Origin of the sequence: Nocardia spumae, assembly GCF_020733635.1 — a bacterium.
Classification (GTDB): domain Bacteria; phylum Actinomycetota; class Actinomycetes; order Mycobacteriales; family Mycobacteriaceae; genus Nocardia; species Nocardia spumae.
The window spans coordinates 5,594,288-5,606,637 of sequence record NZ_JAJFZL010000001.1 but is presented as its reverse complement, the minus strand read 5'-3'; the positions used below and the strand labels follow the sequence as shown (position 1 = coordinate 5,606,637).

Genomic DNA, 12,350 nt, shown 5'->3' with positions numbered 1-12,350 from the left:
ACATTTCCGGGGGGCGCCGTGTTCGGTGACAGCTCACGAGGTCTGGGCCGTTTGACCGAACGCCCCGACTACGCGCTGGTCGGCATTCTGCGTATTCCCGAACTCCGCACCAGCCCGTGGGTTTCGCTGACTCGTCGGGTCCTGTTCGCGGTGCTGCTGCTGGTGGCCGCGACGCTGGTGGTGTACTTCGGACGCGGCGGCTATCACGACAATCGCGGCGAGGAACTGACCCTGCTCGACGCCGCCTACTACTCGACGGTGTCGCTGTCGACGACCGGCTACGGCGATATCACCCCGATCACCGAACAGGCGCGGCTGATCAACACGATCGTGATCACCCCGCTGCGCGTGCTCTTCCTGATCGTCCTGGTCGGTACCACCCTGCAGGTGCTCACCGAGCGGTCACGTCAGGCGTTCAAGATTCAGCGATGGAGGCAGAAGGTGCGTAATCACACCGTGGTCGTGGGATACGGGACCAAGGGCCGGACCGCGGTCGACGCGATGCTCGGCGACGGAGTCCAGCCGGCGGAGATCGTGGTCGTCGACACCGACGCGGGGGTCCTCGAGGCGGCCGCCAACGCCGGTCTGGTGACGGTGCACGGTTCGGCGACTCGATCGGATGTGCTGCGGCTGGCCGGAGTTCAGCACGCCTCGTCGCTGGTGGTGGCCGCCAATCGCGACGACACCGCGGTCCTGGTCACCCTCACCGCGCGCGAGCTCAATGCCAAGGCCAAGATCGTCGCCTCGATCCGGGAGGCGGAGAACACCCATCTGCTGCGGCAGTCCGGCGCCGATTCGGTCGTGGTGTCCTCGGAGACGGCGGGGCGGCTGCTCGGCATCGCGACCACCACGCCCAGCGTCGTCGACATGATCGAGGATCTGCTCACCCCGGAGGCGGGTTTCGCGATCGCCGAACGTGACGTCGAATCCGACGAGGTGGGCGGTTCGCCACGGCATCTGCGCGATATCGTGCTCGGCGTCGTGCGGGAGGGCACGTTGATCCGGGTGGACGAACCGGAGGTGGACGCCCTCGAAACCGGCGACAAACTCCTCTACATCCGCCGCGTGCACAAATAGCGCGGACAGATAGTCTCGATACCGTGTCGGTATTCGAACTGAATGGTGTCCCGTTGTTGTCGCGCACGGCCCTCGATCGCGCCGAAACGGCGCGTTCGGACGAGCAAGCACTGAAACAGGGCTGGCCCGACGCCAAACTCCTGCGCATGAACCGGCGGGGCCAGGTTCGTATCGACGGTGATCGGGTCGTCCTGGAACCTGCGGTGACCTATGCGGCCGAGCCCACCCCGGACACGGTGCTGCTGGGCGTGGTCGACGGCGCGCACATCTGGGCGATCCGCGACGACGAGCTCGACGGTCAGCTGATGGATCTGCGGGTGGTCGGCAGCGCGTTGCAGCTCGACGATGTGACCCTCGGCATCCTGTCCACCGCGCTGGCCCTGCTGAACTGGCACGACCGCGCCCGGTTCAGCGCGGTCGACGGCAGCCCGACCACGGTCTCCAACGCCGGCTGGTCGCGCGTCAACGCTTCGGGACACGAGGAGTTCCCGCGCATCGACCCGGCCGTGATCTGCCTGGTCCACGACGGCGCCGACCGGGTACTGCTCGGCCGTCAGCACACGTGGCCGGAGCGGATGTTCTCCCTGCTCGCGGGTTTCGTGGAGGCGGGGGAGTCTCTGGAGCGCTGTGTCGCGCGTGAGATCCGTGAGGAAGTGGGGGTCGAGGTCAGCGATATCCGCTATCTCGGCAGCCAGCCCTGGCCGCTGCCGCGATCGCTGATGCTGGGATTCGCCGCGGTCGCCGACCCGGCCGCGCCGCTGTTCTTCTCCGACGGTGAGATCGCCGAGGCCCACTGGTTCACCCGCGACGAGGTGCGTACCGCCCTGGCCGCGGGTGCGTGGGGTTCGGTCACCGGTGAGACCTCGGAGGCCGAGCAGCAGCGTCTGTTGCTGCCGGGTTCGATCTCCATCGCCCGCACCATCGTCGAATCCTGGGCTGTCGCGGGCTGATCCGCGCCACTCAGCCGATGGCGGCGAGGGCCTGCTTCACCTGCGCGAGGCTGGGATTGGTCGCGGTCGAGCCGTCGGCGTATTTGACGGTCGGCACCACATGGTTGCCGCCGTTGACGCTGCCGACGAAGTCGGCGGCGGTCGGATCCTGCTCGATATCGACCTTGGTGTAGGTGATGCCGGCCTCCTGGAGTTGCTTCTCCAGGCGACGGCAATAGCCGCACCAGGTCGTCGAGTACATGGTCAGGTCAGTAGCAGTCACGCCTGATTGAACATCGAACGGGATATTCGTGTTCCCACCGGGGTTGTGATTCAAGTAGTAAGCGCGCATACTAAGTTCATGACACAGATCGCCACCGCGCACGCCGTCTCGACCGCCGCACCCGCCGACTTCTTCGCCGTCTGGGCAGATATGGCGGCCTGGCCGGAGTGGAATACCGATACCGAGTGGGTCCGGCTGGACGGTCCGTTCGTCGAGGGGGCCACGGGCACGCTCAAGCCCAAGGGTGGACCGAAGGTGCCGTTCGTGGTCGAACGGCTGACCGATGAGGAGTTCGTCGACGTCTCCCGGCTGCTCGGCGCGCGGCTCGTGTTCGCGCATCGCGTGGTCGAGACCGAGGCGGGCTGCGAGGTGTCGGTGACCATCACCATGACCGGCCCGCTGCGCCGGCTGTGGTCGGCGCTGATGGGCCGCGGCCTGGCCGGGTCGGTCCAGCGGGATCTGGACGCGCTGGTGACCACCGCCCAGGCGCGTCGCGTCGCACAGCACGGCCGCGGCTGACCGCATCGACATGTCAGGAGGAGATATGACCAGGTATTGGCTCGCCGTCGTCTCGCGCGATCACGTCCGCCGGGGCGTGGCGCTCGGTATCGCACAGGCCAATCACGGCAAACGGGCGCCGGTCGAACGGATGCGGCCCGGCGACGGACTCGTCCACTACTCGCCGAGGACCGGCATGCGTGAAGGGGAGCCGGTGAAGTCGTTCACCGCCGTCGGCACCATCGACGACCGGCCGGTGTGGCAGGCCGAGGATCAGAGCGGCTGCTTCCGGCCGTGGCGTCGAGCGGTGAGCTATCGGCACGAGGCCCGTGACATCCCGATCGACACCCTGCGCGGTGAACTCGAACTGACCAGCGTGCCCCACTGGGGCGTGGTACTGCGGCGTGGGCTGGTGGAACTGAGCGCCCACGATTTCGCGGTGATCTCGCGGGCGATGCTCACGCCGGCGGCCGCCCGGTGAGTGACGAAACCCGTTCGCTGCGATCGGAATTCAGCTCGGCCGATGACAGTCCCGGACTGCTGCTCTGGCAGGTCACCAACCGCTGGCAGGCCGCTGTCCGGGCCGCGCTGGACCCGTTCGGCCTCACCCATGTGCAATTCGTCCTGCTGGCGGCGCTGACCTGGTTCGCCGGCGCGAATGCCGATACCCCGGTGATGCAGCGCGATCTCGCCGTCCACGCCTCCACCGACCCGATGATGACCTCGCAGGTGTTGCGTGCCCTGGAAGGGAAGGGGCTGATCGAGCGCCGCGACCACCCGCACGATCGCCGGGCGAAATCACTGGTGCCCACGGCAGCCGGGGTGGCGCTGGTGAACCGGGCGATCGTCGCGGTGGAGGACTGCGACCGGATGTTCTTCGGGCCGCTCGCCTCCGGTACACCGGATTTCACCGCGGCACTGCGGGTGCTGCGCGACCGCTAGCTTGTCTCGGGGACGCGGCGGCCGCGCACCGTCGGGTCTTCGATGCGCGGCGACCCACTCCCGGGCCAGGGCCCACAGAATCAGGACCGCGATGCCCGCCACCAGCCAGACCGCGCCGATATGCGGGTCGAGACCGCCGAACAGCAGGGGCCAGGGCGGTCGCGGGCACCGCCGCGGCCATCACGCCGAGGCCGAGCATCGCCGCCACCGTCAACGGGGTGCGGGTGGCCTCGTGAGCGATATCGCTGGAGCGGGTGACCGTCGCCCACACCATCCGGAACGCCAGGTACAGCACCAGGTAGAGGCCGAGATCGGCCGGGGCGGAGCCGTGGTGCAGGACATGGGTGAGCTGGCCGATTCCGGCGACCGCGACCAGGTCGACGAACAACGCGGTCCAGGTGGCGTGCCGGTCGTGTGGTGCACCGGTCGGTGTGTCGGTGGTCACTCGGGCACATTAACCAGCGCCGCGGCAGGGAGCGAGGCAACCGGGATCCGGCGTCGCGGTGTGTTCGTGACCGGGAGATCGGACGGGTCCGCGGATGTCGGTGCCCCCTGTCATGATGGAGCGCGTGCCTGTCCCGACTCCACCGACCAGCCTGCGGCTCGACGGGCTCGACCCGGAGCAGGCCGCGGCGGTGCGGGCACCCCGCGGACCGGTCTGCGTGATCGCGGGTGCGGGCACCGGCAAAACGCGCACCATCACCCATCGCATCGCCCATCTGGTGTCGGCCGGACACGTCCGGGCCGATCAGGTGCTGGCGGTGACCTTCACCGCGCGGGCTGCGGGTGAGCTGCGGGCGCGGCTGCGCGGCCTGGGCCTGGGCGGCGACGCGAACACGGTGCAGGCGCGCACCTTCCACGCCGCGGCGCTGCGCCAGTTGAAGTACTTCTGGCCCCAGGTCGTCGGTGATGTGCCCTGGAAGCTGATCGATTCCAAATTCACGATCGTCGCGCAGGCCGCCAATCGGGTCGGTCTGCCCACCGCCGGCGACAGCGTGCGCGACCTGGCGAGCGAGATCGAGTGGGCGAAGGCCTCGCTCGTCGCCCCGGAGGATTACGCCCACGCCGCGCACCGCCACCATCGCGATATCCCGTATCAGGCGGACAAGATCGCGGCCGTCTACACCGGCTACGAGACCCTGAAGAACACCCCGGACGGCCTGCTGCTGGATTTCGACGACCTGCTGTTGCACACCGCCGCCGCCCTCGAGGATTACCCGGCGGTCGCCGAGGAGTTCCGGGGCCGCTACCGCTGCTTCGTGGTCGACGAATATCAGGACGTCACCCCGTTGCAGCAGCGGGTGCTCGATGCGTGGCTCGGCGATCGCGACGATCTGACCGTGGTCGGCGACGCCAATCAGACGATCTATTCCTTCACCGGCGCGAGCCCGTCCTATCTGCTGGATTTCTCCCGCCGCTTCCCGGAGGCGACCGTGGTCCGGCTCGAACGCGACTATCGCTCCACCCCCGAGGTGGTGTCGCTGGCCAACCGGGTGATCGGCGCGGCGCGCGGCCGCATCGCCGGTACACGGCTGCAGCTGGTCGGGCAGCGCGCCGAGGGCCCGGAACCGGAGTTCGTCGAATACGAGGACGAGACGGCCGAGGCCACCGCCGTCGCCCAACGGATCGCCGCGCTCATCGGCCAGGGCGTGCCCGCCGCCGAGATCGCGGTGCTGTACCGCATCAACGCCCAATCCGAGGTGTACGAGCACGCACTGACCGAGGCCGGCATCCCCTATCAGATCCGCGGTGGTGAGGGCTTCTTCCAGCGGGCGGACGTCCGGCAGGCGGTGCAGGCGCTGCGGCAGGCCGCCGCCCGCGACGATCTGCCGGATGCGCGCGGCGCCGAGGTGGTGACGCTGGTTCGCGCGGTGCTCGCCCGCTTGGGGCTGACCGCCACCGAACCCGCGGGCGCGCAGGCCCGCGAACGCTGGGCGGCGCTGGTGGCGCTGGTGCAGCTCGCCGAGGAACTCGCCGCCCATGATGCCGACCTCGAATTCGGCGGGCTGCTGCGGGAATTGGCGGTCCGGGCCGAGGCCCGTCATCCACCGACGGTGCAAGGGGTGACACTGGCCTCGCTGCACGCGGCCAAGGGCCTGGAGTGGGATGCGGTCTTCCTGGTGGGGCTCACCGACGGCACCCTGCCCATCGGTCATGTGCTCGGCGACGGGGGTGCGGTGGCCGACGAGGCCGGTCTGGAGGAGGAGCGGCGGCTGCTCTATGTGGGCGTCACCCGGGCACGGGAACATCTGCGGCTGTCGTGGGCGCTGGCCCGGGCCGACGGCAGGCGTCGCAACCGGCGCCGGAGCCGATTCCTCACCGGCCTGGTGCCCGAGGATTCACCGGCGTCGACGATCGCCCGCAATGCCGGTGTGCGTGGCGGTCGGGGCCGCCGGCTTCCGGTGTGCCGGGTGTGCGGCCTGTCGCTGTTGAATTCCACCGACACCCTGCTCGGCCGGTGCTCGAGCTGCCCGGCGGAGGTGGATACCGAACTGCTCGGCGCCCTGCAGGAGTGGCGCCGGCAACGGGCCGAGGAATTGCGGATCAAACCGTTCGCGGTGGTCAGCATCAAAACCCTGACCGCGATCGCGGAGCAGGTGCCGATCGATGAGGACGCGCTGGCGGCGATCCCCGGTATCGGACAGCAGAAGTCGCAGCAGTACGGCCTGGAACTGTTGGCGATCGTGCGATCCCGGCTGCGCGACCGCTGATCCGACGGATGTGTTGGAACCCGCAAAACCGCAGGTGAAAAATAGGTTGTGCGGTTGTGTATCGCCCCCGTAGGGTGGTGATCACGCACCGGGAGGGCATTCCGGCGCGCACAGTGATCAGTCGGATTACGAGTAGGAGGGAGGTAGACAAAATGAACAACATCGTGACTCTCGCTTCGAGAAGCGTTGTGGCACCGGTGGTTCCATGCGTGTCCACCTCCCGGGGGGTCCTCGCCTTGCAGGGGACCGGTCTGTCCGTCGCAAGCATTTTCGGTGCCGTTTCGAAAGCACCGTCGTATGCAATCGGCACTGACAAGTCCGAGTGGAGCTGGCATCAGGCACACGTCGGTTTCCACACCGACGCAGCCCGCGCCTTCGCAGCAGAAGCCGATCGTATGACGGCCGATCTGCGGGCAGCCCGCCTCCGCAATGCACACCCAGCGACCGTGATCAGTAGTCGACACCGAAGTCGACTCAGGTAGCACCCGCTACCACAGCCTCCTGGCCACGGATCGCCGAAGCGAAACCGTGGCCATAGTTTTATCCGGCCTCCAGCCACCGGCACCGGTTTCGCGGAAGACAACGAAACGACTGCTGTACGAGCTGAAGGAGCAAGACGTGTCCACCGCGACCGTTTCTCGCGTGACATGCCGATCGACCCAGGCCGCGAGGCCGACCCGCGCCCGCGGCGTCGTGCTCGCACTGCCCTGCCGAGTCGGCGACCCGGACCTGTGGTTCGCTGAAAGCCCCACTCAACTGGAGGAGGCCAAGACGCTGTGTGCCTCCTGCCCGATCCGCAAGGGCTGCCTCGCGGCCGCTCTGGATCGCGGTGAGCCCTGGGGGGTCTGGGGTGGCGAAATCTTCGAACAGGGCGTCGTGATCGCCCGCAAGCGGCCGCGTGGTCGCCCGCGCAAGGTCGCACTGGCGTGATCAGCGCCGGTCCGGGCCGTCGGCGGGTCCGCCTCGGCCATCCATGGGAACGCGAACGAGCCCCGCATCCGATGACTGGTGCGGGGCTCGACCCGTATTCGCGGTGAGCGCGCTCACCGCTCGATAATCAACTGGCGCTGCGGTATTCGGCGTAACCCGGCACCCAGTCGTGCATCAGTTTCATGAACGGCACTTCGGCGTCGAGTTGTGCGCAGATGCCGATCGAACCCATCAGCACCCGGAACACCATGATGTGCTCGGCCGGAAGTTGCAGTGACATACCGGTTTTCATCTCCGGGCGGCTCACATCGGTGGCCCGCCCCGCCACCCGCTGCATCCACTTGCGGGTGAAGTGGAACGAGTCCTCTCGGATAGGGTCGGTGAAGGGGCGCAGATAGTCCGCGATTTCGGCATGGGTGACCCTGCGGCCCGGAATGACCCAGCCGTTGGTGTACATCAGCTCGGTCAGTTCCTCGAAGCGATCCTCGACCGCCAGGGCGACCATCTGACCCAGCACCGGAGGGAATCCGTCCGGCAGGGGGGCGCAGGCGCCGAAGTCCAGAACCGCCAGGCGACCGTCCTCGAGCATCATGAAATTGCCCGGATGCGGGTCCGCGTGCAGCAGCCCGGCCAGGGCGGGGGAGGAGAAGTGGAATTCCCCCATCAGCGTCGCCACGTGATTGCGCAGGTCGACGGTGCCGGCCGGATCGTCTTGTCCGCGCCTGATGATGCCCGAGACCGCGGTGCCGTCGAGCCACTCGGTGACGATCACCTTCGGCGCACCGGCGACCACCTTCGGCACCAGGAAACGCGGATGGCCGTCGAAGGCCTTGGCGAACCGGCGTTGATTGGCGGCCTCGGTGCGGTAGTCGAGCTCTTCTTCGGTGCGCTCGGTGATCTCGGCGAGGATGGGTTTGACGTCCGCGCCCGGCACGACCGCGCCGATCATGCCGGCCATCCGGTTGAGGGTCTTCAGGTCCGCCCGCAGGGCCTCGTCGGCGCCGGGATACTGCACCTTCACCGCGACCGCGCGGCCGTCGGACCATTCGGCCTTGTGCACCTGCCCGATGCTGGCCGAGGCGGTGGGCTCGTCGTCGAAGGAACGGAAGCGCTTGCGCCAGGCCGTGCCCAGCTGCTGGTCGAGGACCCGGTGCACGGCGGGGGCCGGTAGCGGTGGAGCGGCGGCCTGTAGTTTGGTCAGCGCCTCGCGGTAGTGCTCGCCGAACTCCTCGGGTACCGCGGCCTCCATCACCGACAGCGCCTGCCCGAATTTCATTGCGCCGCCCTTGAGTTCACCGAGGACGGAGAAGATCTGCTCGGCTGCCCGCTGATTCAGCTCGGCGTTGATCTCGCCCTTGTCGCCGCCGGCGAGCTTGCGACCGAACCCCACGGCGGCCCGTCCCGCGATACCGAGCGGAATTTTGGCCAGCTTGGCGTTTCGGGATGAGCTACGGCGCACAATCTCAGACACATACCCATCATGGCTGACCCACCGTGCCGCGTGCCATGTGAATCGGGTGATCTCTCCCCCTGCAACGGGACGTGTCATCGGTCACAGTATGGCCGGTCCGGGTGGGAAACGTGCCGGGTGAGCGTGGTTCGCCGACGATCTTCGAGGAGGTCGGCGATGTTTTAGTCGTACTAACAAAAATTTGGTCGAAGCTCTGGCCCCGATGGTTTTAGTCAGTTAGACTAAAACAATGACGACGACGCGAGACGCGATAGCGGCCCTCCGGGAGGTGGGGCGTCCGGAGGAGCTGTTCGAGGCCGGGGTCGCCGGTTCCATCGCCCGCCGGCACGCGCATCGGACCTATCTGCGGCTGGCCGCCGCACTCCATCCGGACCGGGCATCCACCGCCGAGGCCACTGCCGCGTTCCTGCGCCTGGGTGAGCTGTATCGCGACTGGCTGGCCATCGGCGCCGACACGGTCGAGGTGATCGGTGGGCACGGAAGCTACCGCCTCGCGGCGATGCACGCGCGCGGGTCGGTGGCCGATCTGTATCGCGCCGCACCCGATGTGATCGTGAAGATCGCGCGCCGGCCCGCCGCGAACCCGCTACTGGCGAACGAGCGGAATGCGCTGGCCGATCTCGCCGCGCTGAGCGCGGATCATCGATGGCTCGCGCCGTACTTCCCGCGACCGGTCGACACCGTCGACCACGCCGGCACCGCGAACGGTGAGGTACGCGCGGTGAATGTCCTCGGCGCGCTGACCGAGGAGTTCGTGACGCTGGCACGGGTCCGCGCCGCCTACCCGCGAGGGCTCGATCCGCGCGACTACGCGTGGATACATCGGCGGCTGCTGCGCTGTCTGGCCGGTGCCGCGACCGCGCAGTGGGTCCACACCGCGCTGCACCCCGACAACGTGCTGATCCATCCGCGTCTGCACGGTGTGGTGCTGGTGGGCTGGTCGTTCGCGACCCGGCCGGGACGCCCCGCGGCCGCCACGCTCGCCACGATCGACTACCCGCCCGAGATCGGCGAGGCGGTGGACCCGCGCACCGATGTGTATCAGGCCCACAGGCTCCTGCTCACCATGCTCGGCGAGCGCACGCCCGCGCCGATGCGTGCCTTCGCCCGGGGATGTCTGCAGCCGGCCCCGCGACTGCGGCCCGACGCGCACACCCTGCTCGGCGAATTCGACGACCTTCTCGATCGACTGTGCGGCCGCCGCCGTTTCCGGCCGTTGGAACTACCGAAAGGGCAGTGATCACCATGGGTTACGGACAGTGGGACGACAGCGCCTACGACGCCGCCCGCACCTTCCGCGCCGCCCGCGGACTCGACGATTTCGGCTACACCGCCGATATGCGAGCACAACCGTTGTCCGCCTGGGTTGCCCATCCGCAGCTCGATCCGTTCGGGGTGGGCGCGCGCGAATCGAGAGATTCCGCGGAGCACGGGGCGTCCCTGCCGATCGCGGTGCTCTTCGATGTCACCGGATCGATGGGCGTGGTGCCGCGCGTCATGCAGGAGAAGCTGGCGACCCTGCACGGCCTGTTGCAGCGCAAGGGCTACGCCGAGGATCCGCAGATCCTGTTCGGCGGAATCGGCGACGCCGATTGCGATCGGGTGCCGCTGCAGGTCGGGCAGTTCGAATCGGACAATCGCATGGACGAGCAGCTGCGCCTCATCCTGCTCGAGGGTGGCGGTGGCGGACAGAAGTCCGAAAGCTACGAGCTGGCAGCGTATTTCATGGCCCGGCACACCGCCACCGATGCCTGGGACAAGCGAGGACGCAAGGGGTACCTGTTCATCGTCGGTGACGAGCTGAACAAGTCGCGGCTCGCGGCCGCGCACATCCGCCGGGTCATCGGAGACGAGGTCACACAGGATGTCTCGGTGTCCTCGATCTACCGGGAGCTGAGCGACCGATGGCAGGTGTACTACATCCTGCCCAACCGATCGCACTACTACAACGACCCGGATATCACCGAGCACTGGCGGGGAGTGCTGGGGGAAAGGGTGCTGCGCCTGGAGGATCCGGCCGCGGTCTGCGAACTCATCGCGCTGACCATCGGCATCGGTGAGGACCGCGTCGATCTGGGCGTCGGTCTCGCCGACCTGCGCGATATCGGTTCCGATGCCGCCGACGCGGTCGGCCGGGCACTGGCCTCGATCGAGGGGCGCGGTCGCGGTCATGGCGCGGGCGCCCTGCCGGCCGCATCCGCCGGTGACGACGAGGTCCGGTTCGGATAGCGAAGGAGCGATGCGATGTTCGGCGACCGTCACGTGATCGTGGTCGATCTGGGATTCGGCGACGCAGGTAAGGGTGCCACCGTGGACTGGCTGTGCTCGCCGCGGGCCGGGCTGGACGTGTCGGCGGTGGTGCGTTTCAACGGGGGTGCGCAGGCCGCGCACACCGTGGTCTCGGGTCCGCGGCGGCACACCTTCCGGCAGTTCGGGTCCGGCACGCTGTCCGGGGTGCCGACGCTGCTGGCGCGGCATGTGCTGGTGGATCCGATCGCCCTCGCCGCCGAGGCCCGGGCGCTGACCGCGCTCGGTGTGCGCGATCCACTGGAGCTGCTGTTCGTGGACGAGCGGGCCTTGCTCACCACCCCGATCCACGGGGCCGCCAACCGTTGCCGGGAGGATGCGCGGGGTGCCGCCCGGCACGGTTCGTGCGGAATGGGCATCGGGGAGACCGCGAGCTATGCCCTCGACCACGACGCACCGCGGATCCGGGACTGCCGACGTCCGGATGTACTGCGCCGCAAGCTCATCGCACTCGAGCAGCACTACGCGCCACTGCTGGCCACCGGCCGCCATCGCTACGATCCGGTCGACGATCTCGTCGCCGCCTACACCGAATTCGCGCGGGTGGTGGCGGTGGTTCCGGGTGACCGGCTCGCCGCGTTCGCGGCGGCTGGCCGGCTGGTCTTCGAAGGTGCGCAGGGCGTACTGCTCGACGAGTGGCGAGGCCTGCACCCGTACACCACCTGGTCGACGGTGGAGCCGCGCCGGGCCCGTGCCCTGCTGGCCGGGATCGGCGAATCCGGTGCGGTACTGGGGGTGACGCGCGCCTACCAGACTCGGCACGGTGCGGGCCCCTTCCCGACCGAGGAGGTGACGCTGTCGATGCCGGAACCGGACAACGCGACCGGGCGATATCAGGGCGCCTTCCGGGTGGGGCATCTCGATCCGATACTGCTGCGCTATGCGGTGGACGCCTGCGCCGGAGTGGACGCACTGGCCGTCAACCATCTCGACATCATCGCCGGACGCGGCGATATCCGGACCGCCGCCGGCTACTTCACCGCGGACGGGTACCTGCGCCGGCTGGATTGCGGACCTTGGCGAGATCTGGAATATCAGCGCCGACTCACCGGCCTGGTCGCGCACAGCACACCCGATCTGGTGCCCATGCCCGCGGATGTGCCGGATTTCCTGGAACAGCGGTTGTCCGCACCGGTGGTGCTGACCGGCCACGGACCCGACCGTGCCGATCGGCTGGTCCGGGTCCCGGCTGCGGCATGATG

At 68.5% G+C, this 12,350-nt stretch carries 13 protein-coding genes; 10 read left to right on the top strand and 3 right to left on the bottom strand.

All coding sequences use genetic code 11. The annotated features are described in order from the left end of the window. Positions 1–18 precede the first annotated feature (18 nt). Together LKD76_RS24860 and nudC are read left to right on the top strand one after the other, a co-directional pair. Positions 19–1,077, top strand: a complete 1,059-nt coding sequence (locus tag LKD76_RS24860; protein WP_372465925.1) for a potassium channel family protein — start codon at positions 19–21, stop codon at positions 1,075–1,077. A 23-nt stretch (positions 1,078–1,100) separates the two neighbouring features. After that, a complete protein-coding gene (nudC, locus tag LKD76_RS24855) occupies positions 1,101–2,027 on the top strand; it encodes an NAD(+) diphosphatase (RefSeq protein ID WP_227983841.1) in 927 nt (308 codons plus the stop codon). Between the two features lie 10 nt (positions 2,028–2,037). Here the strand turns inward: nudC and LKD76_RS24850 are convergent, their stop codons facing one another. Continuing rightward, positions 2,038–2,289: a mycoredoxin gene (locus tag LKD76_RS24850; protein WP_443678161.1), complete on the bottom strand. Its 252-nt coding sequence runs from the start codon at positions 2,287–2,289 to the stop codon at positions 2,038–2,040. Between the two features lie 78 nt (positions 2,290–2,367). Between LKD76_RS24850 and LKD76_RS24845 the strand changes: the two genes are divergently transcribed. The 3 genes from LKD76_RS24845 to LKD76_RS24835 are packed head-to-tail and all read left to right on the top strand — an operon-like array spanning position 2,368 to position 3,729. Further along, on the top strand, positions 2,368–2,808 hold the full coding sequence (locus LKD76_RS24845; RefSeq protein ID WP_227983840.1) for an SRPBCC family protein: 441 nt from the start codon (positions 2,368–2,370) through the stop codon (positions 2,806–2,808). A gap of 25 nt (positions 2,809–2,833) precedes the next feature. Continuing rightward, positions 2,834–3,268 (top strand): EVE domain-containing protein, encoded by a 435-nt coding sequence (locus tag LKD76_RS24840; protein WP_227983839.1) that lies wholly within the window; start codon positions 2,834–2,836, stop codon positions 3,266–3,268. Then, positions 3,265–3,729, top strand: a complete 465-nt coding sequence (locus LKD76_RS24835) for a MarR family winged helix-turn-helix transcriptional regulator (protein ID WP_227983838.1) — start codon at positions 3,265–3,267, stop codon at positions 3,727–3,729. Before LKD76_RS24840 ends, LKD76_RS24835 begins: the two co-directional genes overlap by 4 nt. Here the strand turns inward: LKD76_RS24835 and LKD76_RS24830 are convergent. Beyond that, on the bottom strand, positions 3,695–4,174 hold the full coding sequence (locus tag LKD76_RS24830; RefSeq protein ID WP_227983837.1) for a low temperature requirement protein A: 480 nt from the start codon (positions 4,172–4,174) through the stop codon (positions 3,695–3,697). The two genes, LKD76_RS24835 and LKD76_RS24830, sit on opposite strands and share 35 nt — an antisense overlap. A 115-nt stretch (positions 4,175–4,289) precedes the next feature. Between LKD76_RS24830 and LKD76_RS24825 the strand changes: the two genes are divergently transcribed. Together LKD76_RS24825 and LKD76_RS24820 are read left to right on the top strand one after the other, a co-directional pair. Further along, complete coding sequence (locus LKD76_RS24825) at positions 4,290–6,440, top strand: ATP-dependent DNA helicase UvrD2 (RefSeq protein WP_227985384.1); 2,151 nt, start codon at positions 4,290–4,292, stop codon at positions 6,438–6,440. A 642-nt stretch (positions 6,441–7,082) separates the two neighbouring features. Next, positions 7,083–7,370 carry a WhiB family transcriptional regulator gene (locus tag LKD76_RS24820; RefSeq protein ID WP_227983836.1) on the top strand — a complete coding sequence of 96 codons (288 nt, stop codon included), beginning with the start codon at positions 7,083–7,085 and terminating at the stop codon, positions 7,368–7,370. A gap of 127 nt (positions 7,371–7,497) precedes the next feature. Here LKD76_RS24820 and LKD76_RS24815 read toward each other — a convergent pair whose 3' ends face one another. Beyond that, positions 7,498–8,841, bottom strand: a complete 1,344-nt coding sequence (locus tag LKD76_RS24815) for an ABC1 kinase family protein (RefSeq protein ID WP_227983835.1) — start codon at positions 8,839–8,841, stop codon at positions 7,498–7,500. A gap of 229 nt (positions 8,842–9,070) precedes the next feature. Between LKD76_RS24815 and LKD76_RS24810 the strand changes: the two genes are divergently transcribed. From LKD76_RS24810 to LKD76_RS24800, 3 genes are read left to right on the top strand one after another with little or no spacing between them, the layout of a single operon-like run. Continuing rightward, positions 9,071–10,081 carry a hypothetical protein gene (locus tag LKD76_RS24810; RefSeq protein ID WP_227983834.1) on the top strand — a complete coding sequence of 337 codons (1,011 nt, stop codon included), beginning with the start codon at positions 9,071–9,073 and terminating at the stop codon, positions 10,079–10,081. Between the two features lie 5 nt (positions 10,082–10,086). Then, positions 10,087–11,070, top strand: coding sequence for a hypothetical protein (locus LKD76_RS24805; protein WP_227985383.1), 984 nt, complete (start codon positions 10,087–10,089; stop codon positions 11,068–11,070). 15 nt (positions 11,071–11,085) lie between these two features. Further along, positions 11,086–12,348: an adenylosuccinate synthetase gene (locus LKD76_RS24800; protein ID WP_227983833.1), complete on the top strand. Its 1,263-nt coding sequence runs from the start codon at positions 11,086–11,088 to the stop codon at positions 12,346–12,348. Positions 12,349–12,350: the final 2 nt, after the last annotated feature.